The organism is Sphingobium sp. SYK-6 (genome assembly GCF_000283515.1).
Taxonomy (GTDB): Bacteria; Pseudomonadota; Alphaproteobacteria; order Sphingomonadales; family Sphingomonadaceae; genus Sphingobium; species Sphingobium lignivorans.
This window is the reverse complement of the sequence record NC_015976.1, coordinates 3836620-3858706: the sequence shown is the minus strand read 5'-3', so window position 1 is coordinate 3858706 and position 22087 is coordinate 3836620. Positions and strand designations below refer to the sequence as shown.

Sequence of the window (22087 nt, the reverse complement as noted above, 5' to 3'; positions counted from 1 at the left end):
CTGGCTGGAAACACCCGGCATGGACAGGCCGCCGGCCGGGCGGCGCCGTCAGAGCGCCATTAGCCTCATCTGGGGACCGGCAGCAGCCAGAAAGGCGACCGGGCCGCTCAGCTCGATCCGCCGATCGAGCTGGCGCGCATCCATTCCCGCCATGGCGAGGCCGCTCTGGCACAGGCTGATCGCGACGCCGTCGTCCAGCGCTGCATCGAGCAGGCGAGCGAGCGAGGGTTCGCCCGCGGCCTGCCAGGCGGCGTCCTGCGGCGCGGTGACGGGCGGGCGGAGCAGGGCGGCCGCTTCCCCTTGCAGGAAGATGCGTGCCGCGCTGCCGAGCGCGACTTCGGCGCGGGCCAAGGCGAGCGCCGCGCGCAAGCGCACGGGGTCCGCACTCACCACGACGAGCGCGAGGGGCGGGCGCCCGCTCATGCCGTGGCGAGCGTGGCAGGACAGGCCGGATCGCGCGGAATGGCCAGCTCCCGCAGGCGGCGGGAGAGCAGGTCGAACACGATCAGCTTCCCGGTCGCGCTCTGGCCGAACGGCACCAGCGCTCGGATCACTTCCAGCGCCGCCATGGAGCCGATGATGCCGGTCAGCGCGCCGACGATGCCTTCCTCGGCGCAGGTGCGCGCGGGGTCCGTGGTCGTTTCGCCGACGAGGCAGCGATAGCAGGGCTGGCCCTCTTCCCAGCCCCGCCACACGCCGATCTGTCCCTCGAACTGGCCGACGGCGGCGGTGACGAGCGGGATGCGCAGCCGTGTCGCCGCATCCGAAACGGCAAGCCGCGTCTCGAAATTGTCGCATCCGTCGAGGATGATGTCGGCCTCGCGCAGCAGGGTCGCGGCGTTGCCGGCATCGATCGCCGCATTGATGGGGATCACCCGGCAATCGGGATTGAGGCGATGGGCGGCCGTGGCAGCGGCCTCGGCCTTGGGCTGGCCGATGTCCTGGGTGTCGAACAGGACCTGTCGCTGGAGATTGGACAGTGAAACGGTATCGGGATCGATGACGCGCAGAGTGCCGACGCCCGCAGCCGCCAGATAGGCGATGACGGGGCTGCCGATGCCACCCGCGCCGACGATCGCGACATGGGCTTCGCGCAGCCTCGCCTGCCCCGCACCGCCGATCTCGCGCAGCACGATGTGGCGCGCATAGCGCTCAAGCTGTTCGTCGGTGAATCCCATCAGTCGGACCAGAGGAAACGCACCTGCGACTTCATCCATTGGGGCTCGGTACTGCCGGAGGCGGGGAAGCTCGACTTCAGCCGCTCGGTCACGCGCTTGCCGATGAAACTGTCGATCTCGGCGCATTCCGAATTGACCGGCACCACCTTGAGCAGCGTGCCGTCGCCGGCCAGCAGGAAGAGCACGTCCACTTCGAGAAGCTGCGAGCCGCGCCAGTTCACGGCACTGTGACATTCGCCGCGCCTGTAGACCTTCTGGGCATCGAACGACCAGCGTGGGGAGAGGCTGCGTCCCTGCCAGTTCTCGATAACCGGCACCGTATCCAGTCGCGTCGGAACAGCTGGCATCTCGCTCGTGCTCGTAGCCAGCATCATCAGAAAAGCCGTGATCATGATGTCGCTCCTTCCATTCTGAAGCCCGTCGATCCGAAACCGCCTTCCCCGCGCGCGGTTTCATCCAGCACGTCCACCTCGACCATCCGCCCGGTCTGCACCGGAGCGACGACGAGCTGGGCGATGCGATCGCCTCGCCTGATCTCGAAAGGGGCCGCGCCGAGATTGATGAGGATCACCTTGAGTTCCCCCCGATAATCACTGTCGATCGTGCCGGGCGTGTTGGGAAGCGTGATGCCATGCTTCAGCGCAAGGCCCGAGCGCGGCCGGACCTGCACTTCATAGCCTGCGGGAATGGCGAGGGCGAGGCCCGTCGCGACCGCGTGGCGGGCCATGCTGTCGATCGTCACGTCCTCGGCGGAGACGACGTCCATGCCGGCGGCGCCCTCCGTGGCATAGCCGGGCAGGGGCAGGCCCTCCCCATGGGGCAAGCGCTTCACTTCGATATCAACGGCCGGCAACGGCATCGGCGATCCTTTCGATGAGCCGCACGGCGACGGCGGTCTTGGGCATGTCCGGCCAGTCCTCCACGCCGTCGGCCGTGACGATGTGGACGCTGTTGTGCGTCCCGCCCATCACGTCCCCGGAGACGTCGTTGGCCACGATCCAGTCGGCACCCTTGGCGGCGCGCTTGGCGCGGGCATGGTCGACGACATTCTCCGTCTCGGCGGCAAAGCCGATCAGCAGGCCGGGCCGATCCGCACGGCCGGCGAGGCTGCGCAGGATGTCCGGATTTTCGGCAAGCGCGAGCGGTGCCGGTGCGCCGGTGCCGTCCTTCTTGAGCTTCTGCGACGCTTCGTCCGCGGCGCGCCAGTCGGCGACGGCCGCGACCATGATGGCGACATCAGCCGGCAGCGCTGCTTCCACGGCGGCCAGCATCTCGCGCGCCGTCTCCACATCAATGCGCTCGACGCCGCGGGGCGTGGGCAGGGAGACAGGCCCCGCCACGAGCGTCACGCGCGCGCCGGCCCGGGCCGCGGCGGCCGCGATGGCGAAGCCCTGCTGCCCGGACGAGCGATTGGCGATATAGCGCACCGGATCGATCGGCTCGTGCGTCGGCCCGGCGGTGACCAGCACATGGCGGCCATGCAGGGTCGGGCCGGACAGATCCGGGGCGATGATGGTCCGGCTGGTGTCGGTGAGCAGCGGATGCGGCGCCGCGCCTTCCGCCAGCAGCCGCTCGATCTCGGCGGCGATCTCCACAGGCTCGGGCAGACGGCCCTTGCCCCATTCATTGCAGGCCATGGCGCCCACGCCCGGCTCCATCACATGGATGCCGTCCGCGCGCAGGGTCTCGAGATTCCGCTGCGTCGCCCTGTGGTGCCACATGCGCACGTTCATCGCGGGGGCCACCAGCACCGGCTTGTCGGTGGCCAGCAGCACGGTGGTGGCGAGGTCGTCCGCAATGCCCGCCGCCATCTTCGCGAGGATATTCGCGGTGGCGGGCGCGACGACGATGAGGTCGGCCTCGCGACTGAGCTGGATATGGCCGATCTCGCGCTCCTCCTTGAGATCGAACATGTCGCCATAGACATGGTCCTCGGTCAGCACGCCGAAGCTGAGCGGCGTGACGAACTGCGCGGCGCTCTCGGTGAGCACCGCGCGCACGGCCAGCCCCTTGCCCTTGAGGAGGCGGACCAGCTCCAGAGACTTGTAGGCGGCAATGCCGCCCGAGACGATGAGGAGAATGCGGCGTTGGGTCATGATGCGCTCCTCATGTAGCGCCGGATGAGAGCTCAACCAAGATCATGCCGTCTTCGCCTGGCCTGTGCCAGCAATAACAGGTGGCGCGTGATCGCTCGCATGCCGGTCCAACACGGCGCTGCGTTCTGGAAGTTTACAAAGATGACGATACGTCCGCCTCATCTTCCGCTTCCTGTGAACTTTGCGGCACGGCCAATCAGGCGGACGCCAGAGCCTGTTCCGGCAAGCCTGTGCGGCCCGACCGGACGATGGGACTTCTCCAATAAGAAACAGCCGTGCCTGTCCCTGTCGATGAGAACAGACGTCGGGCAGGGCTGCCATGGAAGTGGGGGTGTAGGACAGGGGAAAAGCGATGCTGATGGGACATGGCGGGCACGACCTCGCGCTCATCGCCCGAAACGACCAACCCCGCCGGCGCCTCGGGCCACCATCCCGGCGGCCGGGAGGTGCCTATGGCGCGTCATCCCAGCGCCCACATTGCGCCTGCCCCGGCCGCTGCCGCGATGATCGCCACGCCGGCATAGCGCCAGAACCAGCCGGTCTTCACCTGCACGAGCCTGACCTCGGGCAGAGGGGGCGGGGGCGGAGCGCCGCCGGGCTCGGGAAAGGCATCCTCCAGCCGGCGGACGAGGCCGGGCAGGCGCCGGATCGTGTCCATGGTCTCGTGGATCGAATCGGCGAGCTTCGCCTCTGGGCCAAGCTCGTCGCGCAGCCAGCTTTTCACATAGGGGCCCGAGACGTCCCACATGTTGATGTCGGGGTCGAGCATGGTCGCCACGCCCTCCACCATCACCATGGTCTTCTGCAGCAGCAGCAAGTGGGGCTGGGTCTGCATGTCGAAATCGCGCGTGATGGCGAAGAGGCCGTCCAGCATCTGCCCGACGGAAAGCTCGCTGACCGGCTTGCCGCGCATCGGCTCGCCAACCGCGCGCAGGGCGGTCGCGAACTCGCCGACATTGTGGTGCGCGGGCACATATTGCGCTTCGAAATGGATTTCGGCGACCCGGCGGTAATTGCCGGTGATGAGGCCGTAGAGGATCTCCGCGAGCCACAGGCGCGCACGCCGGTCGATGCGCCCCATGATGCCGAAATCGATCGCGACGATGGCCCCGTCCGCCCGCACGAAGAGATTGCCCTGGTGCATGTCGGCATGGAAGAATCCATCCGCGATCGCCTGCCGCAGGAACGTGTTGACCAGCCGCGCCGCGATGTCCTTCACGTCATGGCCGGCGGCGATCAGTGCCTCGCGATTGCTGATCTTGATGCCGTCGATCCATTCGAGCGTCATCACCCGGCCGTTGGTGCGGTCCCAGTCGATGGCGGGGACCAGATAGCCCGGAACGGCGGCCATGGCCTCGGCAAGCTCGGACGCGGAGGCGGCCTCGCGGCGCAGGTCAAGCTCGCGCGCGGTCCAGCGCTTGAGGTTGGCGACGACGAGGCGCGGACGCAGCCGGGCGATTTCGCCGCCGAACTGCTCCAGATGGGCCGCCGCCCATTCATAAGTGTCGATGTCGCGGGCGAAGCGCTCCCGGATCCCGGGGCGCAGCACCTTGACCGCCACGGTGCGCCCGTCGGTCGTCACTGCCTTGTGCACCTGCGCGATGGAGGCCGCGCCAACCGGATGTTCGTCGATGCCTGCATAGATCGCGTCGATCGGTCGTCCGAAGTTCGCTTCGATCTCGCGCCGGATGGCCTCGAACGGGAGGGGTGGCAGCGTGTCCTGCAGGCTCAGCAGATCAGTCGCGGCGGCTTCGCCGACGAGGTCCGGCCGAGTCGCGAGCGACTGGCCGAGCTTGATGGCGGCCGGGCCGATCGCCTGGAAGGCCTCGCCATAGCGGGGCTGCTGCGGCGCCCAGGTCAGCAGGCTGGCCAGCCTGGCGAACCGGCGAACCGATGGGGGCGCATTGCGGTCCCGCGCGATCCCGCGCAGCGCGCCGCGCCGTGCGAGCGTGAAGCCCCATTTGCCGAGGCGCCAGAGATGCGTGACGTGGGACGTCATTTCACCGCACTCCACGGGGCCGTGGTGAAGCGGACGGGATGGCCCGGCCGGTGCGCGAGTGAGCCCTTCGACACGCTCAGGGCCAACGGAATTTTCATCGCCCGATCAGACCTTCCAGCCGGAATGGATCGCGACGAGGCCGCCAAGGATCGGCTCGGCCTTCACCTGCACGAATCCGGCATCGCCGATCATGGCGGCGAAGCGCGGCATGTCCGGGAAGCGACGGATTGATTCGATCAGGTAGCGATAGCTCTCCTCGTCGCCCGCGATCATCTTGCCCAGCTTCGGCACGAGCCGGTGCGAATAGGCATCATAGATGTCCGCAAAGCCGGGCCAGGTCGTGCTCGAGAATTCGAGGCAGAAGAAACGCCCGCCATAGCGGAGCACCCGATGCGCCTCGCGCAGCGCCGCGGGGATGTCCGTCACGTTGCGGATGCCGAAGGCGATCGTATAGGCATCGAAGACCCGGTCATCGAAGGTCAGCGTCTCGGCATTCTGCGGCTGCCATGTCAGCCCCTCCAGGCCGCGCTTCTTCGCGCGGGCCATGCCGACATCGAGCATGTCCTCATTGATGTCGCTCACCGTCACCCGGGCGCCGCGCGCGGCCATGCGGAAGGCGATGTCGCCGGTGCCGCCCGCCATGTCGAGGATCGCTTCGCCCTCGCGCGGCTTCACCCGCCGGACGAACTGGTCCTTCCACAGCCGGTGCATGCCGCCCGACATGGCATCGTTCATGATGTCGTAGTTCTTGGCGACATTGGAGAAGACGCCGCCCACCAGCTTCGTCTTTTCCTCGGGGGCCACCTCGCGATAGCCGAAGGAGACAGTCTCGGTCATGGTGCCGGCCTCTAGCGGTTCTGGGTCCGGCTGCAAAGGGCGCGCGCAGGAAGGGATGTGGCCGGATGGTAAGCAAGTGTTGCCGCCCGCTTTGCCGCCCAGCGAGTCGATTGACTTGCCGCGCGTTCGATGACAGCGTCACGCCATGGCCAGGGCCATCTTGCCATGATGACGACCGACACTGTCCGGCGGATCGCGTGACCGGGGCTTTCAGGAGAAGTGCGGGCGTCATGCGCGACTTGCCCGCCATTGTCCGGAATCGCCATGCGCGAGGCGGCGCGTGGCGCGCCGGGCGGGACGGCCTGCTGCGGATGGCGGCCGGGAGCCTCAATTTTTCAAGGCAGAGTTGTTGATGGAACTGCCGCATCATCGCGCGCTCGTCGGTCTGCTGCGCTCGCGGCGCCTGGTGGCTTATGTCGCCTTGCTGTTCATCATCATCGGGACGGTGCAGGTGGGTGCGAGCCTGCTTTTCTATCATGCGATCGACAGGCAGACGCTGCGCGAGGACCATGCCCGCCGGGTCGCGGAGCTGCTGGTGGTCAGCGACCGCGTGCATCGCATCGCGCCCGAGCAGGTCGGCGCGATCATGACCAGCAAGCATCTGGAAGTGCGGCTCGCTGCCGCGCCCATGGTGCGCGAGCAGGACAGGGTCGAGGAGATCGAGGAGATCGTCCGGCAGATTCTGGCCTGGGAGCCGGTGCTCGCCCGCCGGCAACTGATGCTCGCGCGGGAGCGGCGCGCCGGCGGGCGAGTCGATCTGGTGGGGTCAATGCTGCTCTCGGGCGATGTCTGGCTCAATTTCCGCTCACGGGACATCTCCTCCACATGGCCGATCGCGCTGCGGGCGACGATCCTGACGCTCTGCACCACCTTTCTCTCGCTGGCCGGCGGGCTCATCGGGCTGCGCATGCTGACCTCCCCGCTGCGCAGGCTCTCCGAAGCCGCCACCGCGATCGCGCAGGGCCAGCTCGTTCCGGTCAAGGAAAGCGGTCCGGCGGACCTGCGCAAGCTCGCGCGATCGATGAACGACATGCAGGCGCGCATCAGCGGCCTCGTTCACGAGCAGGCGCGCTCGTTCGAGGCGATCAGCCATGATCTGCGCACGCCGCTGGCGCGCATGAAAGTGGCGGCGGACTTCGTGGATGACAGCGACATTGCCCGGCTGGTGGGCGCGAGCGCCGACGAGATGGAAGCGATGCTGATGTCGCTCCAGCAATATCTGCGCGCGCAGCACCTGACCGCCGAGCCCGAGCCCGTGGATCTCAGCGCGGCGGTGCGCGGCCTGCTGGAGGGCATGGAAGGCGAGATCAGCCTGGATGCGCCGGACAGCGCCGAAACCATGACCTATCGCGAGCCCCTGCTGCTGGCGCTCGGGCCCCTGATCGAGAATGCTGTCCATCATGGCAACAGGGCGAGCGTGACGATCCGCCAGCAGGATGACCGCTGGCAGATCGAGGTGGCGGACGACGGCCCCGGGATCGCGGAGGAGCATTTCGCCCGCATCCTGGACCCGTTCTTCCGCATCGACGATGCCCGCGCGCGGGACACGGCGGGCTTTGGCCTTGGCATCCCGACAGCGCACAGCCTCCTGCAGCGATTCGGTGGCACGCTGGACTTCGCCAATGCGCCGGGCGGCGGCCTCGTCGTGACCCTCGGCGTGCCCGGACCCTGAGGGGCGCGCCGGCGTCCGAGCTGCCGGCCGCCTCGATGCGGCCGCGCTTGACCGAGCGCCGGGCCGCCGCTATAGGGCCGCCTGCCTCTCGGCCTGGAACCCGAGCTTTTCCGAAGATTCGGTGACGCGTCGCTCGAGGCAAGCAGAGCTTGAACATTGCCTATGCTCTTGCGGGGCCAGGGGGTCATGCTGACCACCGGGTCCCTTGTCGTTTGAAGGCTGGCCTCGGCCCGCCTGCTTTCGTCACAGGGTTTCGCGGACGGCAAAGTAACTGAAAAGGTGAAGGGCTTCATGCCAACGATCAACCAGCTGGTCCGCAAGGGCCGCGAACCGCAGAAGGCCAAGAGCAAGGTCCCTGCGATGGAGCAGAACCCGCAGAAGCGCGGCGTCTGCACCCGTGTTTACACCACGACCCCGAAGAAGCCGAACTCGGCTCTCCGCAAGGTCTGCAAGGTGCGTCTCACCAACCAGCGTGAGGTCATCAGCTATATCCCCGGTGAAGGCCACAACCTTCAGGAGCACAGCGTCGTGCTGATCCGCGGCGGCCGTGTGCGCGACCTTCCCGGTGTGCGCTACCATGTGCTGCGCGGCGTGCTCGATACGCAGGGCGTCAAGGACCGCAAGCAGAGCCGTTCGAAGTACGGCGCGAAGCGGCCGAAGTAAGGGAGACACAGAACCATGTCACGTCGTCGTCGCCCTGAAAAGCGCATCATCCTGCCCGATCCCAAGTTCGGCGATCAGGTCCTTTCCAAATTCATGAACAACATCATGCTGGACGGCAAGAAGGCCGTTGCCGAATCGATCGTCTATGGCGCTCTCGACTCTGTCGAGGCGCGCGCCAAGAAGGATCCGATTCAGCTCTTCCATGATGCGCTCAACAATGTGAAGCCGGGCATCGAGGTCCGCAGCCGCCGCGTCGGCGGTGCGACCTACCAGGTCCCGGTGGAAGTGCGCCCCGAGCGCGCCCAGGCGCTGGCCATCCGCTGGCTCATCAATGCGGCGCGCAGCCGCAGCGAAACCACCATGGCTGCCCGTCTTTCCGGCGAGCTGATGGATGCCGCGAACAATCGCGGCAATGCCGTCAAGAAGCGCGAGGACACGCACCGCATGGCGGAAGCGAACCGCGCCTTCTCGCATTACCGCTGGTAAGCACTATATATTGGAGGCCGGGCATCGAGAGATCGGTGCCCGGCCATCCGAATGTCTGGCGGACCTTCTCCGCCGTTCGTCCTGATCTCTCGCCCAACCTGCCGGGGCGGCGTATCGATGGACTTGAGCGAACAGGCTCTCCGAGAGAGGTCTGACGTCGCTCAGCCCCTACTCAGGACGAACGGATTGCGTTATGGGCGCGCCGAATCCTTAACGACCCCAAACCGCCGGACCGTCCGGCAACGGAGTGAATATCATGGCCCGCAGCCACCCGCTCGAGCGTTATCGCAATTTCGGCATCATGGCGCATATCGACGCCGGCAAGACGACGACGACCGAGCGCATCCTCTATTACACGGGCAAGTCCTACAAGATCGGCGAAGTCCATGACGGCGCCGCCACGATGGACTGGATGGAGCAGGAGCAGGAGCGTGGCATCACGATCACGTCGGCTGCGACCACCTGTCTGTGGAAGGCAGATGAGGGCAAGGGCCCCGAGCATCGCCTGAACATCATCGACACCCCCGGCCACGTCGACTTCACCATCGAGGTGGAGCGCTCGCTGCGCGTGCTCGACGGCGCGGTTGCCGCGTTCGACGGCGTTGCCGGCGTTGAGCCGCAGTCGGAGACGGTGTGGCGTCAGGCTGACAAGTACGGCGTGCCCCGGATGTGCTTCATCAACAAGCTCGACCGTACCGGCGCCAATTTCTATTACTGCGTGCAGACGATCATCGATCGCCTCGGCGCGACCCCGGCTGTGCTGTATCTGCCCATCGGTGCGGAATCGGAGTTCAAGGGTCTCGTCGACCTCGTGAACGACCGCGCGATCATCTGGAAGGATGAGAATCTGGGCGCTGAGTTCTTCTACGAAGAAATCCCGGCCGACCTCGCCGACAAGGCAGCCGAATATCGCGAGAAGCTGATCGAGCTTGCCGTCGAGCAGGACGATGCCGCGATGGAAGCCTATCTCGAGGGCAACCTGCCCGACGTTGCAACGCTCAAGAAGCTGATCCGCAAGGGCACCCTGAACCAGAGCTTCGTGCCGGTGCTTTGCGGCTCCGCGTTCAAGAACAAGGGCGTGCAGGCGCTGCTCGACGCGGTCGTCGACTATCTGCCCAGCCCGCTGGACATCGAGGACGTGCAGGGCATCAACCCCGACACGGAAGAGCCGGACAGCCGCGCGACCAGCGATGATGCGCCGTTCTCGGGCCTCGCGTTCAAGATCATGAACGACCCGTTCGTCGGTTCGCTCACCTTCCTGCGCGTCTATTCGGGCACGCTGACCAAGGGCACGTACCTGAACTCGGTCAAGGACAAGAAGGAAAAGATCGGCCGCATGCTCCTCATGCATGCGAACAGCCGCGAGGACATCGATACGGCTTATGCGGGCGACATCGTCGCGCTGGCTGGCATGAAGGAAACGACGACCGGTGACACGCTGTGCGCCGAGCGTCAGCCGATCATCCTGGAGCGCATGGAGTTCCCCGAGCCGGTCATCGAGCTGTCCGTGGAGCCCAAGACCAAGGCCGACCAGGAGAAGATGGGCGTCGCGCTCAATCGTCTGGCCGCCGAGGATCCGTCCTTCCGCGTCTCCACCGACCACGAGTCGGGCCAGACGATCATCAAGGGCATGGGCGAGCTTCACCTCGAAATTCTGGTCGACCGCATGAAGCGGGAGTTCAAGGTCGAGGCGAACGTCGGTGCGCCGCAGGTGGCCTATCGTGAGTATCTCAAGAAGGCCGTCGACGTCGACTACACGCACAAGAAGCAGTCGGGCGGTACCGGCCAGTTCGGCCGCATCAAGGTGAAGGTCACGCCGGGCGAGCGCGGTGCGGGCATCATCTTCAAGGATGAGATCAAGGGCGGTAATATTCCCAAGGAATATATCCCCGCGATCGAGAAGGGCATGCGCGAGACGGCGGCCACGGGTTCGCTCATCGGCTTCCCGATCATCGACTTCGAGATCAACCTGTATGACGGCGCCTATCACGACGTCGACTCGTCGGCCCTGGCGTTCGAAATCACGGGTCGCGGCGCGATGCGTGAAGTCGCGCAGAAGGCCGGCATCACGCTGCTCGAGCCGGTGATGAAGGTCGAGGTGGTGACGCCCGAGGAATATCTGGGTGACGTCATCGGCGACATGAACTCGCGTCGTGGCCAGATCCAGGGCACCGACAGCCGCGGCAATGCGCAGGTCGTCGAAGCCATGGTTCCGCTGGCCAACATGTTCGGCTATGTGAACTCGCTCCGCTCGTTCACCCAGGGCCGTGCGAACTATTCCATGCAGTTCTCGCACTATGACGAAGTGCCGCAGAACGTGGCTGACGAAGTGAAGGCGAAGCTCGCCTGAGCCGGCAGTTTCAGGCTGGATTTATGAAAATATGCTGTTATGGGGGCGCCTTCGCGAGGCTTCCCCGAGCGGTTGAACCCAAGCTATTCGAGCGAAAAGAGGTAGGAAATGGCTAAGGCTAAATTCGAGCGGAACAAGCCGCACTGCAACATTGGCACCATCGGTCACGTCGACCATGGCAAGACCACGCTGACCGCCGCCATCACCAAGGTGCTGGCCGAGACGGGCGGCGCCACGTTCACCGACTATGCCAACATCGACAAGGCTCCCGAGGAGCGCGAGCGCGGCATCACCATCTCGACCGCGCACGTCGAGTATGAGACCGACAACCGCCACTACGCGCACGTCGACTGCCCGGGTCACGCTGACTATGTGAAGAACATGATCACCGGCGCGGCGCAGATGGACGGCGCCATCCTGGTGGTGAACGCGGCCGACGGCCCGATGCCCCAGACCCGCGAGCACATCCTGCTTGCCCGTCAGGTCGGCGTCCCGGCGCTGGTCGTGTACATGAACAAGGTCGACCAGGTCGATGACGAGGAGCTTCTCGAGCTCGTCGAGCTCGAAGTGCGCGAGCTGCTCTCCAGCTACGACTTCCCGGGCGACGACATTCCCATCGTCAAGGGTTCGGCTCTGGCGGCCCTCGAAGGCCGTGACGACGAGATCGGCAAGAACTCCATCAAGGAGCTGATGGCTGCTGTCGACGCCTACATCCCGCAGCCGGCCCGTCCGGTTGACCGTCCGTTCCTGATGCCGATCGAAGACGTGTTCTCGATCTCGGGTCGCGGCACGGTCGTGACCGGCCGCGTCGAGACCGGCGTGGTCAAGGTTGGCGAGGAAGTCGAGATCGTCGGCCTCAAGCCCACGAAGAAGACCGTCGTCACCGGCGTAGAGATGTTCCGCAAGCTGCTCGATCAGGGCGAGGCCGGCGACAACATCGGCGCGCTGATCCGCGGCGTGGGTCGTGAGGAAGTCGAGCGCGGCCAGGTTCTGGCCAAGCCCGGCTCGGTCAACCCGCACACGGACTTCGATGCCGAGGTCTATGTCCTCTCGAAGGACGAAGGCGGCCGTCACACGCCGTTCTTCGCGAACTATCGCCCGCAGTTCTACTTCCGCACCACGGACGTGACCGGCGAAGTCGTGCTCCCCGAGGGCACCGAGATGGTCATGCCGGGCGACAACGTGAAGCTGGGCGTCAAGCTCATCGCTCCGATCGCGATGGATCCGGGTCTGCGCTTCGCTATCCGCGAGGGCGGCCGTACCGTCGGTTCGGGGGTTGTCAGCTCGATCTCCAAGTAATATAGGCAGCGAGCCGCTCGGGTCGGATGATTCGGGCGGCTTGCTTTTTTGCCGCTTCGCGCGGGCTCGTGAGTGCCGGATGGGCGCCTGAGCCATCAGGGTGGAGCGGTTTTGTTTTGGCTCTTTCACATCGGTAGTGGACATGGAAACGCAGAATATTCGCATTCGCCTGAAGGCATTCGATCATCGCGTGCTTGACCAGGCGACCGGCGACATCGCCGACACCGCCCGTCGCACGGGCGCTCTTATTCGTGGTCCCATTCCGCTGCCGACGCGTATCGAGAAGTTCACGGTCAATCGTGGACCGCACATCGACAAGAAGAGCCGTGAGCAGTTCGAGGTTCGCACCTACAAGCGCATGCTTGATATCGTGCAGCCGACGCCGCAGACGGTCGATGCGCTGATGAAGCTCGATCTTGCTGCCGGCGTGAACGTCGAAATCAAACTGGCCTGATGGCCGTGGCGGGGTGCCCCCTTGAGGGGTGCCTCGCAAGGACATTTGGATACCGCCGGCTCCGGCCGGGCAGCGTCCTCCGTCGTTTTCCCCCGCTGGTCGGATCGGAAAACATCCAGCCCGGACGGGGTGCACGCATCGAGACATTGGGTTGGCCGCTTGGGCTTTCGGGCCTCGGGCGGTTTTTCGTTGGATAAGCCCGTGCGCACCGCATGGGCCTCTATTTGGAGGATTTGATCATGCGTACCGGCGTGATCGCGAAGAAAGTGGGCATGACCCGCCTTTTCCAGGACGATGGCCGCCATGTGCCCGTCACCGTTCTGGCACTCGAAGGCAACCAGGTCATCGCTCGTCGCGAACAGGATCGTGATGGCTATGTAGCCGTTCAGCTCGGCGCAGGCGTTGCGAAGGCGAAGAATGTCGCCAAGCCGCAGCGCGGCCACTTCGCCAAGGCGGAAGTTGAGCCCAAGGCACAGGTCGCGGAATTCCGCGTGGCCGAAGATGCCCTGCTCGATGTCGGCGCGGAAATCGCCGCCGACCATTTCGTGGCGGGCCAGTTCGTCGATGTGACGGGTCACACGCAGGGCAAGGGCTTTGCCGGTGCGATGAAGCGCTGGGGTTTCGGCGGTATGCGCGCCACCCACGGTGTTTCGATCAGCCACCGCGCCCATGGTTCGACGGGTAACCGTCAGGATCCGGGCCGCGTGTTCAAGAACAAGAAGATGGCCGGCCACATGGGCGACCGTCAGCGCACGCAGCAGAATCTCGAGATCGTCCGCACGGACGTCGAGCGCGGCCTGCTTTTCGTCAAGGGCAGCGTCCCTGGCTCGAAGGGCACCTGGCTGCTGGTGAAGGATGCCGTGAAGGTCGATCGTCCGACCGACGCGCCCTATCCGGCGAGCCTGAAGGCTGCTGCGAACAACAACAGTGCCGATGCTCCGGCCGAGACGCCCGCACAGGATGTTTCGGCGCCTGAGGCGACCGAAGGCCAGGAGGGCTGATCGATGAAGGTCAAGGTTATCACTCTCGACGGCGGCAAGTCGTCCGGCGACGTGGAGCTTAACGATGCCGTCTTCGGCGTCGAGCCGCGCGCGGACATCCTGCATCGCGTCGTCACCTGGCAGCTCGAGAAGCGTCGTGCTCCGGCCGCCGCGACCCGCGAGCGCTCGGACGTCGCTCGCACCGGCAAGAAGTTCGGTCGCCAGAAGGGCGGCGGTACGGCGCGTCACGGCGATCGCCGCGCTCCGATCTTCATCGGCGGTGGTAAGGCGCATGGCCAGCGTGCCCGCACCTTCGGCCACTCGCTGAACAAGAAGGTTCGCGCGCTCGGCCTGAAGATGGCGCTCTCGGCCAAGGCCAAGGGCGGCTCGCTCACGGTTCTGGACAATCTGGACGTCAAGGACGGCAAGACCCGGGAACTGGCTGGCCATCTCGCCAAGCTCAACCTCGGCAAGACGCTGTTCATCGACGGCGAGGCGATCAACGTCTCGTTCGCGAAGGCCTCGTCCAATCTCGTCGGTGTCAATGTGCTCCCCGCCATCGGCGCCAATGTCTACGATATCCTGCGTGCGGACAGCCTGGTGCTGACCCGGGCGGCAGTCGAGCAGCTGGAGGCGCGCTTCAATGGCTAAGAAGCAGGCACAGGCAGCAGTCGCGACGCGTCATTACGACGTCGTGCTTGCGCCGCACATCACGGAAAAGGCGACTTTGGTCTCCGAGCACAACGCGGTTGTGTTCAAGGTGGCGAAGGACGCTTCCAAGCCTGAGATCAAGGCCGCTGTCGAGGCGCTGTTCGGCGTCAACGTCAAGTCGGTCAACACGATCGTCACCAAGGGCAAGACCAAGCGCTGGAAGGGCAAGCCCTACACGCGCTCCGACGTGAAGAAGGCCGTCGTGACGCTGGCTGAAGGCCAGTCGATCGACGTCACCACGGGCATTTGAGGGCGGACTGAGAAATGGCACTCAAGCATTACAACCCGACGAGCCCGGCCCAGCGCGGCCTGATCCTCGTCGACCGCTCGGCGCTCCACAAGGGCAAGCCCATCAAGGCGCTGACCGAAGGCAAGCGCAAGACCGGCGGCCGCAACAACAAGGGGCATGTGACCTCGCGCGGCATCGCGGGCGGCCACAAGCAGCGCTATCGCATCATCGACTTCAAGCGTCGCAAGTGGGACGTCGAGGGCACGGTGGAGCATCTGGAATATGATCCCAACCGCACCGCCTTCATCGCCCTGGTGAAATATGCGGACGGTGAGGTGGCCTACATCCTCGCGCCGCAGCGTCTCGCCGCAGGCGACAAGGTGATCGCCGGCAAGAAGACCGACGTGAAGCCGGGCAATGCGATGGAACTGGGTCAGATGCCGGTCGGCACGATCATCCACAACATCGAGATGAAGCCGGGCAAGGGCGGCCAGATCGCCCGCTCCGCCGGCACCTATGCGCAGCTCGTCGGTCGCGATCGCGGCATGGTGATCGTGCGTCTCGGGTCGGGTGAGCAGCGCTACATCCGCTCGGACTGCATGGCGTCGGTCGGCGCGGTGTCCAACCCGGACAACGCCAACCAGAATCTCGCCAAGGCCGGCCGCAATCGCTGGCTCGGCAAGCGGCCGCTGACGCGCGGCGTCGCCAAGAACCCGGTCGATCACCCGCATGGCGGTGGTGAAGGCCGGACCTCCGGCGGCCGTCACCCGGTCACGCCGTGGGGCAAGCCGACCAAGGGTGCTCGTACCCGTCACAACAAGGCGACCGACAAGATGATCATCCGGTCGCGTCACGCGAAGAAGAAGAGGTAAGCGATGGCTCGCTCCGTCTGGAAAGGTCCCTTCGTGGACCTGCATCTGCTCAAGAAGGCAGAAGCCGCGCAGGACGCGGGTGGCCGCTCTGGTCCGATCAAGACCTGGTCGCGTCGCTCCACCATCCTGCCGCAGTTCGTTGGCCTGACGTTCAACGTCTACAACGGCAAGAAGCACGTTCCCGTCTCGGTGAACGAAGACATGGTCGGCCACAAGCTGGGTGAGTTCGCGCCGACGCGCTACTTCCCCGGCCACGCCGCTGACAAGAAGGGCAAGCGCTAATGGGCAAGGCAAAGGCTCCCCGCCGCGTCTCCGAGAACGAGGCGCTGGCCGTCGGCACGCAGATCCGCGGCTCGGCCCAGAAGCTGAACCTCGTCGCCGCGCTGATCCGTGGCCGCAAGGTCGAGGACGCGATGAACGTCCTCGCCTTCTCCAAGCGCGCGATGGCGGTCGATGTTCGCAAGGTGCTCGCGAGCGCCGTCGCGAATGCGGAAAACAACCACAATCTCGATGTCGACGCGCTCGTCGTCGCCGAGGCGTCGGTTGGCAAGTCGTTCACGATGAAGCGCTTCCATGCGCGCGGTCGCGGCAAGTCGACCCGCATCCTGAAGCCTTTCAGCCGCGTGCGCATCGTCGTGCGTGAAGCAGCGGAAGAGGAGGCCTGATCCATGGGTCACAAGAGCAATCCGATCGGTCTGCGCCTGCAGATCAACCGCACCTGGGACAGCCGCTGGTATGCGGAAGGCCAGGATTATGGTCGCCTGCTGCTTGAGGATCTGAAGATCCGCAAGTTCGTGATGAAGACGCTGCCGCAGGCCGCGATCTCCAAGGTGGTCATCGAGCGTCCGGCGCGGCTGTGCCGCGTGTCGATCTATGCCGCCCGCCCGGGCGTCATCATCGGCAAGAAGGGCGCGGACATCGAGAAGCTGCGCAAGAAGCTCGGCACGATGACCAGCTCCGACGTGAGCCTGAACATCGTCGAGATCCGCAAGCCGGAAATCGATTCCAAGCTCGTCGCACAGGGTGTCGCTGACCAGCTCGAGCGGCGTATCGCTTTCCGTCGCGCCATGAAGCGCGCCGTGCAGAGCGCGCTGCGCCTGGGCGCGGAAGGCATCAGGATCACCTGCGGCGGCCGACTGGGCGGCGCGGAGATCGCGCGCGTCGAGTGGTATCGCGAGGGCCGGGTGCCGCTGCACACGCTCCGCGCGAACGTCGATTATGCCGAGGCCGAGGCGCACACCGCTTATGGCGTCTGCGGAATCAAGGTCTGGATCTTCAAGGGCGAGATTCTCGGCCATGATCCGATGGCGACCGACCGGCTCATGCTGGAGGCTCAGACCTCCGGCGTGCGTCCGGCGCGCTGAGAATTGAGAGCAAGGTAGAGCATCATGCTGCAACCGAAGAAAACCAAGTTCCGCAAGACCTTCAAGGGTCGCATCAAGGGTGATGCCAAGGGCGGAACGGACCTCAACTTCGGCTCCTACGGCCTCAAGGCCATGGAGCCCGAGCGGGTCACCGCGCGCCAGATCGAGGCGGCCCGCCGCGCGATCACGCGTCACATCCGTCGCCAGGGTCGTTTGTGGATCCGCGTGTTCCCGGACGTCCCGGTGTCGAAGAAGCCGGCCGAGGTCCGCCAGGGCAAGGGCAAGGGCTCGGTGGAATACTGGGCTGCCCGCGTGAAGCCGGGCCGCATCCTCTTCGAGCTGGACGGCGTGCCCGGTCCGCTCGCTGCGGAGGCCTTCTCCCGCGCGGCGATGAAGCTGCCGATCAAGACCAAGGTTGTGGCCCGTCTGGGCGACACCTCGCATCTGGGAGCCTGAGTGTCATGACCAAGATCGACGACCTCAAGACCAAGAGCGACGACGAGCTGGCGAACCAGCTTGGCGAGCTCAAGCGCGAGCAGTTCAACCTGCGCTTCCAGGCTGCGACCAACCAGCTCGAGAAGCCGAGCCGCATCCGCGAAGTGCGCCGCGACATCGCCCGCATCAAGACGCTGCAGACCGAGCGCACGCGCTCGGCGGCCAAGTAAGAGAAGGAAGCAACGATGCCCAAGCGCGTGCTGACGGGAACGGTGGTTTCCGACAAGGGTGACAAGACGGTGGTCGTGCTGGTGGAGCGCAAGGTGAAGCACCCGCTCTACGGCAAGATCATTCGCCGCTCGAAGAAGTATCACGCTCATGACGAGGCCAATGCCTATCATGAAGGCGAGACGGTCCGCATCGAGGAGACCGCTCCGGTCTCCAAGCTGAAGACCTGGAAGGTCATCGAGCGGGTCGATACGCACAAGTCGCCCGAAGTGGCGGCCTGAGCCGGCGAAAGCAGATTTAACGGAACTACCGGGCCAGAAATTGGACAAGGGCCCGGCAAGCCAATTGAGAAGGAACCGGATCGATGATCCAGATGCAATCCAATCTTGATGTCGCTGACAACAGCGGCGCCAAGCGCGTCCAGTGCATCAAGGTGCTCGGTGGCTCGAAGCGCCGCTTTGCCAGCGTGGGCGACATCATCGTCGTCTCCGTGAAGGATGCCGCCCCGCGTGGTCGCGTCAAGAAGGGCGACGTTCACCGCGCCGTGATCGTGCGCACCGCCAAGGATGTGCGCCGTCCCGACGGCAGCGTCATTCGCTTCGACGGCAACGCCGCCGTCCTGGTCAACAAGAATGCGGAGCCGATCGGCACGCGTATCTTTGGCCCGGTCGTCCGCGAGCTGCGCGCGAAGAACTTCATGAAGATCATCAGCCTTGCGCCGGAGGTGCTGTAATGAGCGCCGCCAGGATCAAGAAGGGCGATAGCGTCGTCGTGCTCGCCGGCAAGGACAAGGGCCGCACCGGCACTGTCCTTCAGGTGATGCCGAAAGAGGACAAGGTGCTGGTCGACGGCATCAACGTCCATGCCCGTCACCGCAAGCCCGACCAGGCGAACCCGCAGGGCGGGATCGATCGCCGGCCGGCGCCGCTGCACATCTCCAATGTCGCGATTGCCGTTGACGGCAAGGCCACGCGCGTCCGCTTCGAGGAGCGCGACGGCAAGAAGGTCCGCGTCGCGATCAAGACCGGGGAGGTCATCTGATGGCTGACAAGTATATCCCGCGTTCCAGGAAGCTCTATGACGAGACCATCGCCAAGGCGATGACCGAGAAGTTCGGTTACAAGAACGTCATGGAAATCCCCCGGATCGAGAAGATCGTCCTCAACATGGGTGTGGGCGAGGCGACTCAGGACAAGAAGAAGGTCACCCAGGCTGCCGAGGAGATGGAGCTCATCGCCGGGCAGAAGCCGGTCATCACCAAGGCGAAGAAGTCCATCGCGCAGTTCAAGCTGCGTGAGGGCATGCCGATCGGTGCCAAGGTGACCCTGCGTCGCGAGCGCATGTACGAGTTTCTCGATCGTCTCGTGACGATCGCGATGCCCCGCATTCGCGACTTTCGTGGTCTCAACCCGAAGAGCTTCGACGGCCGTGGCAATTACGCCTTCGGCATCAAGGAGCAGATCATCTTCCCCGAGATCAACTATGACCGCATCGAGAAGGTGCGCGGCATGGATATCATCGTCACCACGACGGCCCGGACGGACGAGGAAGCGCGCGAGCTGCTGCGCCTTTTCGGTTTCCCGTTCCCCGTCGAGGCGGAAAAAGAGGCTGCCTGAGCGTGGCCGGATCCAATTTCTAAGGAAGAGAGCTTAAGTCCATGGCGAAACTGAGTTCGATCAACAAGAACGAGCGCCGCAAGAAGCTGGTGAAGAAGTATGCCGGCAAATATGCGAAGCTCAAGGCCGTCGCGAACGACACGTCGCTCGACGATACCGAGCGGCTGTTTGCCCGCCTGAAGCTGGCGGAGATTCCGCGCAACGCAAATCCGACGCGCGTGCGCAACCGCTGCGAGCTGACCGGCCGTCCGCGCGCTTATTATCGCAAGTTCCGGCTTTGCCGTGTCCAGCTGCGTGATCTGGCCAACAAGGGCCTGATCCCCGGCGTCACCAAGTCGAGCTGGTAAGGAATAGAAGCGATGGCATTGACCGATCCCTTGGGTGATATGCTCACCCGCATCCGCAATGGCCAGCAGGCGCGCAAGGATAGCGTCGTCTCCCCGGCCTCCAAGCTGCGTGCCCGCGTGCTCGATGTTCTTCAGCGCGAAGGCTATATCCGTGGCTATTCGGAAGAAGCGCTGGCCGGCCATCCTGGCCTGCGCATCGAACTGAAGTATTTCGAGGGCGAACCCGCGATCAAGCATGTGGCGCGCGTCTCGAAGCCGGGCCGGCGCGTCTATTCGGGCTCCAAGGAGCTTCCGGTGGTCCGCAACGGCCTTGGTATCACCATCGTCTCGACGCCCCGGGGCGTGCTTTCGGATACCGAAGCGCGTGCCCAGAATGTCGGCGGCGAAGTGCTGGCGGAGGTGTTCTGATGAGCCGCATCGGCAAGAAGCCGGTTACCATCCCTTCGGGTGTGACCGCGACGATCGAGGGCGGACAGCTCTCGGTGAAGGGCCCCAAGGGCACGCTCGCCATGGCTCTGCGTGACGAGATCAGCTATACGCTCGAGGACGGCGCCATTTCCGTGAAGCCGGGCAACGCCACCAAGGCTGCGCGCGCTTTCTGGGGCATGCAGCGCACCCTCGTGCAGAACCTCGTCACCGGCGTGACCGAGGGCTTCTCCAAGAAGCTGCTGATCACCGGCGTTGGCTATCGTGCCAATGCCCAGGGCAAGAACCTCAAGCTGCAGCTCGGCTACAGCCATGACGTCGACTTCCCGGTGCCCGAGGGCATCGAGATCAAGACCCCGGACAACACGACGGTCGAGATCAGCGGAATCGACAAGCAGAAGGTCGGCCAGGTGGCCGCCGAGATCCGGCGTTGGCGCAAGCCCGAGCCCTACAAGGGCAAGGGCATCAAGTATGACGGCGAGTTTATCTTCCGCAAAGAAGGCAAGAAGAAGTAAGCCATGGCGAAACTCTCTCTCTTCGACCGGCGTACGCGCCGCGTCCGCACCGCGATCAAGGCGCGCGCCGGCGGCAAGCCCCGTCTCAGCGTCCATCGCTCGGGCCGTCACATCTACGCCCAGGTCATCGACGACGCGGCCGGCAAGACCGTCGCCTCGGCTTCGACCCTGGACAAGGACGTCGGCTCCAAGGCCCTGGGCAAGACCGGCGCGACTGCCGAGGCTGCTGCCGATGTCGGCAAGCGCGTCGCCGAGGCGGCGACCAAGGCTGGTGTCACCAAGGTCGTGTTCGATCGCGGTGGCTTCCTCTTTCATGGCCGCGTGAAAGCGCTGGCCGACGCCGCCCGTGAAGGCGGACTGGAGTTCTGATGATGGCAGACGAAAACACCACCGGTGAGGGCAACCAGCCCCAGGCTGTTCTCGCTCCCGAGACCACTCCGCAGGAAGTGACGGGTGTTGCCGCTGAACCGCAGCAGCAGCGTCGCGGCCGTGGCGGTCGTGGCGGTGGCGATCGGGATCGTGGCGGCCGTGGCCGTCGCGACGATCGTCGCGGTCGTGGCAATGACGATGATGGTGGCGAGGAGTTCGTCGAGAAGCTCGTCCACATCAATCGCGTTTCCAAGACGGTGAAGGGCGGCAAGCGCTTCGGCTTCGCTGCACTGGTCGTCGTGGGCGATGGCAAGGGCCGTGTCGGCTTCGGCCATGGCAAGGCCCGCGAGGTGCCCGAGGCAATCAGCAAGGCAACGGCTGCTGCCAAGAAGGCAATGGTCCGCGTGCCTCTCAAGGAAGGGCGCACGCTCCATCATGATGGCCGTGGTCATTTCGGGGCCGGCAAGGTCACCGTTCGTACGGCGCCTCCGGGCACCGGCATCATCGCCGGCGGTCCGATGCGCGCTGTGTTCGAGAGCCTTGGCGTTGCCGACGTGGTGACCAAGTCGGTCGGCACGTCCAATCCCTACAACATGATCCGGGCGACGTTCGCTGCCCTGACCGAGCAGACCAGCCCGAAGTCGGTGGCGCAGCGCCGCGGCAAGAAGGTGGCCGATCTGCTCCGGCGCGGCGGTGCCTCGGCCGAGGTCGCGGCGGCCGACGCCGAAGCGATTGCGGAGTAACTGACATGGCGAAGATCAAGCTGAAGCAGATCGGGTCGCCGATTCGCCGTCCGGCTCATCAGGAGAAGATCCTGATCGGCCTCGGCCTCGGCAAGATGAACCGCGTCGTCGAGCTGGAAGATACGCCCGAGGTTCGTGGCGCGATCCGGAAGCTTCCCCACATGGTGGAAGTGATCGAAGGCTGAATTGCGGTCCGGTCGCGCGACCGGACACACTGA

General features: G+C 65.2%; 32 protein-coding genes. 25 read left to right on the top strand and 7 right to left on the bottom strand.

All coding sequences use genetic code 11. The features are described 5' to 3' along the window. Positions 1-48: 48 nt before the first annotated feature. From SLG_RS17730 to SLG_RS17700, 7 genes are all read right to left on the bottom strand, one after another. Entirely contained in the window at positions 49-423 is a 375-nt protein-coding gene (locus SLG_RS17730) for a DsrE family protein (RefSeq protein ID WP_014077893.1), read from the bottom strand. Next, entirely contained in the window at positions 420-1178 is a 759-nt protein-coding gene (locus tag SLG_RS17725; protein ID WP_014077892.1) for a HesA/MoeB/ThiF family protein, read from the bottom strand. The genes SLG_RS17730 and SLG_RS17725 overlap by 4 nt, the downstream gene beginning before the upstream one ends. Beyond that, positions 1178-1570, bottom strand: coding sequence for a hypothetical protein (locus SLG_RS17720; RefSeq protein ID WP_014077891.1), 393 nt, complete (start codon positions 1568-1570; stop codon positions 1178-1180). Before SLG_RS17720 ends, SLG_RS17725 begins: the two co-directional genes overlap by 1 nt. Continuing rightward, positions 1567-2037, bottom strand: a complete 471-nt coding sequence (gene dut / locus SLG_RS17715; RefSeq protein ID WP_014077890.1) for a dUTP diphosphatase — start codon at positions 2035-2037, stop codon at positions 1567-1569. The genes SLG_RS17720 and dut overlap by 4 nt, the downstream gene beginning before the upstream one ends. Further along, the gene (gene coaBC / locus SLG_RS17710; protein WP_014077889.1) at positions 2018-3274 is read right to left on the bottom strand and encodes a bifunctional phosphopantothenoylcysteine decarboxylase/phosphopantothenate--cysteine ligase CoaBC; all 1257 of its coding nucleotides are present in this window, start codon (positions 3272-3274) and stop codon (positions 2018-2020) included. Before coaBC ends, dut begins: the two co-directional genes overlap by 20 nt. A 460-nt stretch (positions 3275-3734) precedes the next feature. Continuing rightward, positions 3735-5273: a 2-polyprenylphenol 6-hydroxylase gene (gene ubiB / locus SLG_RS17705; RefSeq protein ID WP_014077888.1), complete on the bottom strand. Its 1539-nt coding sequence runs from the start codon at positions 5271-5273 to the stop codon at positions 3735-3737. Positions 5274-5378: 105 nt separating this feature from the next. Next, a complete protein-coding gene (locus SLG_RS17700; protein WP_014077887.1) occupies positions 5379-6110 on the bottom strand; it encodes a class I SAM-dependent methyltransferase in 732 nt (243 codons plus the stop codon). A 352-nt stretch (positions 6111-6462) separates the two neighbouring features. On the opposite strand from SLG_RS17700, the gene SLG_RS17695 reads away from it, so the two are divergent. From SLG_RS17695 to rpmD, 25 genes are all read left to right on the top strand, one after another. Then, positions 6463-7782 (top strand): sensor histidine kinase, encoded by a 1320-nt coding sequence (locus SLG_RS17695; RefSeq protein WP_014077885.1) that lies wholly within the window; start codon positions 6463-6465, stop codon positions 7780-7782. A 291-nt stretch (positions 7783-8073) separates the two neighbouring features. After that, positions 8074-8445, top strand: a complete 372-nt coding sequence (gene rpsL / locus SLG_RS17690; RefSeq protein ID WP_014077884.1) for a 30S ribosomal protein S12 — start codon at positions 8074-8076, stop codon at positions 8443-8445. Between the two features lie 15 nt (positions 8446-8460). Continuing rightward, positions 8461-8931 (top strand): 30S ribosomal protein S7, encoded by a 471-nt coding sequence (rpsG, locus tag SLG_RS17685; RefSeq protein ID WP_014077883.1) that lies wholly within the window; start codon positions 8461-8463, stop codon positions 8929-8931. Positions 8932-9187: 256 nt separating this feature from the next. Beyond that, on the top strand, positions 9188-11281 hold the full coding sequence (gene fusA / locus SLG_RS17680; protein WP_014077882.1) for an elongation factor G: 2094 nt from the start codon (positions 9188-9190) through the stop codon (positions 11279-11281). Between the two features lie 108 nt (positions 11282-11389). Then, positions 11390-12580, top strand: a complete 1191-nt coding sequence (gene tuf, locus SLG_RS17675) for an elongation factor Tu (protein WP_014077881.1) — start codon at positions 11390-11392, stop codon at positions 12578-12580. Positions 12581-12722: 142 nt separating this feature from the next. Further along, positions 12723-13034: a 30S ribosomal protein S10 gene (rpsJ, locus tag SLG_RS17670; protein ID WP_014077880.1), complete on the top strand. Its 312-nt coding sequence runs from the start codon at positions 12723-12725 to the stop codon at positions 13032-13034. A gap of 239 nt (positions 13035-13273) precedes the next feature. Further along, positions 13274-14035: a 50S ribosomal protein L3 gene (rplC, locus tag SLG_RS17665; RefSeq protein WP_014077879.1), complete on the top strand. Its 762-nt coding sequence runs from the start codon at positions 13274-13276 to the stop codon at positions 14033-14035. Between the two features lie 3 nt (positions 14036-14038). Beyond that, complete coding sequence (gene rplD / locus SLG_RS17660) at positions 14039-14665, top strand: 50S ribosomal protein L4 (protein WP_014077878.1); 627 nt, start codon at positions 14039-14041, stop codon at positions 14663-14665. Continuing rightward, a complete protein-coding gene (locus tag SLG_RS17655) occupies positions 14658-14975 on the top strand; it encodes a 50S ribosomal protein L23 (RefSeq protein ID WP_014077877.1) in 318 nt (105 codons plus the stop codon). The genes rplD and SLG_RS17655 overlap by 8 nt, the downstream gene beginning before the upstream one ends. A 14-nt stretch (positions 14976-14989) precedes the next feature. Continuing rightward, positions 14990-15826: a 50S ribosomal protein L2 gene (gene rplB / locus SLG_RS17650; protein WP_014077876.1), complete on the top strand. Its 837-nt coding sequence runs from the start codon at positions 14990-14992 to the stop codon at positions 15824-15826. 3 nt (positions 15827-15829) lie between these two features. Beyond that, positions 15830-16108 carry a 30S ribosomal protein S19 gene (gene rpsS / locus SLG_RS17645; RefSeq protein WP_014077875.1) on the top strand — a complete coding sequence of 93 codons (279 nt, stop codon included), beginning with the start codon at positions 15830-15832 and terminating at the stop codon, positions 16106-16108. Then, positions 16108-16491, top strand: coding sequence for a 50S ribosomal protein L22 (rplV, locus tag SLG_RS17640; RefSeq protein WP_014077874.1), 384 nt, complete (start codon positions 16108-16110; stop codon positions 16489-16491). The genes rpsS and rplV overlap by 1 nt, the downstream gene beginning before the upstream one ends. A gap of 3 nt (positions 16492-16494) precedes the next feature. Further along, entirely contained in the window at positions 16495-17190 is a 696-nt protein-coding gene (gene rpsC / locus SLG_RS17635) for a 30S ribosomal protein S3 (protein ID WP_014077873.1), read from the top strand. Between the two features lie 24 nt (positions 17191-17214). Further along, on the top strand, positions 17215-17646 hold the full coding sequence (rplP, locus tag SLG_RS17630) for a 50S ribosomal protein L16 (RefSeq protein WP_014077872.1): 432 nt from the start codon (positions 17215-17217) through the stop codon (positions 17644-17646). A 5-nt stretch (positions 17647-17651) separates the two neighbouring features. After that, complete coding sequence (rpmC, locus tag SLG_RS17625) at positions 17652-17855, top strand: 50S ribosomal protein L29 (protein WP_014077871.1); 204 nt, start codon at positions 17652-17654, stop codon at positions 17853-17855. A 15-nt stretch (positions 17856-17870) separates the two neighbouring features. Then, a complete protein-coding gene (gene rpsQ / locus SLG_RS17620) occupies positions 17871-18134 on the top strand; it encodes a 30S ribosomal protein S17 (protein ID WP_014077870.1) in 264 nt (87 codons plus the stop codon). An 83-nt stretch (positions 18135-18217) separates the two neighbouring features. Continuing rightward, entirely contained in the window at positions 18218-18586 is a 369-nt protein-coding gene (gene rplN / locus SLG_RS17615) for a 50S ribosomal protein L14 (RefSeq protein WP_014077869.1), read from the top strand. Further along, the gene (gene rplX / locus SLG_RS17610) at positions 18586-18894 is read left to right on the top strand and encodes a 50S ribosomal protein L24 (protein WP_014077868.1); all 309 of its coding nucleotides are present in this window, start codon (positions 18586-18588) and stop codon (positions 18892-18894) included. Before rplN ends, rplX begins: the two co-directional genes overlap by 1 nt. Further along, complete coding sequence (gene rplE / locus SLG_RS17605) at positions 18894-19469, top strand: 50S ribosomal protein L5 (protein ID WP_014077867.1); 576 nt, start codon at positions 18894-18896, stop codon at positions 19467-19469. The genes rplX and rplE overlap by 1 nt, the downstream gene beginning before the upstream one ends. 41 nt (positions 19470-19510) lie before the next feature. Beyond that, positions 19511-19816, top strand: coding sequence for a 30S ribosomal protein S14 (rpsN, locus tag SLG_RS17600; RefSeq protein WP_014077866.1), 306 nt, complete (start codon positions 19511-19513; stop codon positions 19814-19816). Between the two features lie 12 nt (positions 19817-19828). Then, positions 19829-20224 (top strand): 30S ribosomal protein S8, encoded by a 396-nt coding sequence (gene rpsH / locus SLG_RS17595; protein ID WP_014077865.1) that lies wholly within the window; start codon positions 19829-19831, stop codon positions 20222-20224. Then, positions 20224-20757, top strand: coding sequence for a 50S ribosomal protein L6 (rplF, locus tag SLG_RS17590; RefSeq protein WP_014077864.1), 534 nt, complete (start codon positions 20224-20226; stop codon positions 20755-20757). The genes rpsH and rplF overlap by 1 nt, the downstream gene beginning before the upstream one ends. A gap of 3 nt (positions 20758-20760) precedes the next feature. After that, the gene (gene rplR / locus SLG_RS17585; protein ID WP_014077863.1) at positions 20761-21126 is read left to right on the top strand and encodes a 50S ribosomal protein L18; all 366 of its coding nucleotides are present in this window, start codon (positions 20761-20763) and stop codon (positions 21124-21126) included. Between the two features lie 2 nt (positions 21127-21128). Further along, the gene (gene rpsE, locus SLG_RS17580) at positions 21129-21869 is read left to right on the top strand and encodes a 30S ribosomal protein S5 (RefSeq protein WP_041393670.1); all 741 of its coding nucleotides are present in this window, start codon (positions 21129-21131) and stop codon (positions 21867-21869) included. Between the two features lie 5 nt (positions 21870-21874). Then, a complete protein-coding gene (gene rpmD, locus SLG_RS17575) occupies positions 21875-22054 on the top strand; it encodes a 50S ribosomal protein L30 (RefSeq protein WP_014077861.1) in 180 nt (59 codons plus the stop codon). Positions 22055-22087: the final 33 nt, after the last annotated feature.

Coding starts and splice junctions, on each gene's coding strand:
- SLG_RS17730 (WP_014077893.1), bottom strand. CDS start 423: ATGAGCGGGCGCCCGCCCCTCGCGCTCGTCGTGGTGAGTGCGGACCCC.
- SLG_RS17725 (WP_014077892.1), bottom strand. CDS start 1,178: ATGGGATTCACCGACGAACAGCTTGAGCGCTATGCGCGCCACATCGTG.
- SLG_RS17720 (WP_014077891.1), bottom strand. CDS start 1,570: ATGATCACGGCTTTTCTGATGATGCTGGCTACGAGCACGAGCGAGATG.
- dut (WP_014077890.1), bottom strand. CDS start 2,037: ATGCCGTTGCCGGCCGTTGATATCGAAGTGAAGCGCTTGCCCCATGGG.
- coaBC (WP_014077889.1), bottom strand. CDS start 3,274: ATGACCCAACGCCGCATTCTCCTCATCGTCTCGGGCGGCATTGCCGCC.
- ubiB (WP_014077888.1), bottom strand. CDS start 5,273: ATGACGTCCCACGTCACGCATCTCTGGCGCCTCGGCAAATGGGGCTTC.
- SLG_RS17700 (WP_014077887.1), bottom strand. CDS start 6,110: ATGACCGAGACTGTCTCCTTCGGCTATCGCGAGGTGGCCCCCGAGGAA.
- SLG_RS17695 (WP_014077885.1), top strand. CDS start 6,463: ATGGAACTGCCGCATCATCGCGCGCTCGTCGGTCTGCTGCGCTCGCGG.
- rpsL (WP_014077884.1), top strand. CDS start 8,074: ATGCCAACGATCAACCAGCTGGTCCGCAAGGGCCGCGAACCGCAGAAG.
- rpsG (WP_014077883.1), top strand. CDS start 8,461: ATGTCACGTCGTCGTCGCCCTGAAAAGCGCATCATCCTGCCCGATCCC.
- fusA (WP_014077882.1), top strand. CDS start 9,188: ATGGCCCGCAGCCACCCGCTCGAGCGTTATCGCAATTTCGGCATCATG.
- tuf (WP_014077881.1), top strand. CDS start 11,390: ATGGCTAAGGCTAAATTCGAGCGGAACAAGCCGCACTGCAACATTGGC.
- rpsJ (WP_014077880.1), top strand. CDS start 12,723: ATGGAAACGCAGAATATTCGCATTCGCCTGAAGGCATTCGATCATCGC.
- rplC (WP_014077879.1), top strand. CDS start 13,274: ATGCGTACCGGCGTGATCGCGAAGAAAGTGGGCATGACCCGCCTTTTC.
- rplD (WP_014077878.1), top strand. CDS start 14,039: ATGAAGGTCAAGGTTATCACTCTCGACGGCGGCAAGTCGTCCGGCGAC.
- SLG_RS17655 (WP_014077877.1), top strand. CDS start 14,658: ATGGCTAAGAAGCAGGCACAGGCAGCAGTCGCGACGCGTCATTACGAC.
- rplB (WP_014077876.1), top strand. CDS start 14,990: ATGGCACTCAAGCATTACAACCCGACGAGCCCGGCCCAGCGCGGCCTG.
- rpsS (WP_014077875.1), top strand. CDS start 15,830: ATGGCTCGCTCCGTCTGGAAAGGTCCCTTCGTGGACCTGCATCTGCTC.
- rplV (WP_014077874.1), top strand. CDS start 16,108: ATGGGCAAGGCAAAGGCTCCCCGCCGCGTCTCCGAGAACGAGGCGCTG.
- rpsC (WP_014077873.1), top strand. CDS start 16,495: ATGGGTCACAAGAGCAATCCGATCGGTCTGCGCCTGCAGATCAACCGC.
- rplP (WP_014077872.1), top strand. CDS start 17,215: ATGCTGCAACCGAAGAAAACCAAGTTCCGCAAGACCTTCAAGGGTCGC.
- rpmC (WP_014077871.1), top strand. CDS start 17,652: ATGACCAAGATCGACGACCTCAAGACCAAGAGCGACGACGAGCTGGCG.
- rpsQ (WP_014077870.1), top strand. CDS start 17,871: ATGCCCAAGCGCGTGCTGACGGGAACGGTGGTTTCCGACAAGGGTGAC.
- rplN (WP_014077869.1), top strand. CDS start 18,218: ATGATCCAGATGCAATCCAATCTTGATGTCGCTGACAACAGCGGCGCC.
- rplX (WP_014077868.1), top strand. CDS start 18,586: ATGAGCGCCGCCAGGATCAAGAAGGGCGATAGCGTCGTCGTGCTCGCC.
- rplE (WP_014077867.1), top strand. CDS start 18,894: ATGGCTGACAAGTATATCCCGCGTTCCAGGAAGCTCTATGACGAGACC.
- rpsN (WP_014077866.1), top strand. CDS start 19,511: ATGGCGAAACTGAGTTCGATCAACAAGAACGAGCGCCGCAAGAAGCTG.
- rpsH (WP_014077865.1), top strand. CDS start 19,829: ATGGCATTGACCGATCCCTTGGGTGATATGCTCACCCGCATCCGCAAT.
- rplF (WP_014077864.1), top strand. CDS start 20,224: ATGAGCCGCATCGGCAAGAAGCCGGTTACCATCCCTTCGGGTGTGACC.
- rplR (WP_014077863.1), top strand. CDS start 20,761: ATGGCGAAACTCTCTCTCTTCGACCGGCGTACGCGCCGCGTCCGCACC.
- rpsE (WP_041393670.1), top strand. CDS start 21,129: ATGGCAGACGAAAACACCACCGGTGAGGGCAACCAGCCCCAGGCTGTT.
- rpmD (WP_014077861.1), top strand. CDS start 21,875: ATGGCGAAGATCAAGCTGAAGCAGATCGGGTCGCCGATTCGCCGTCCG.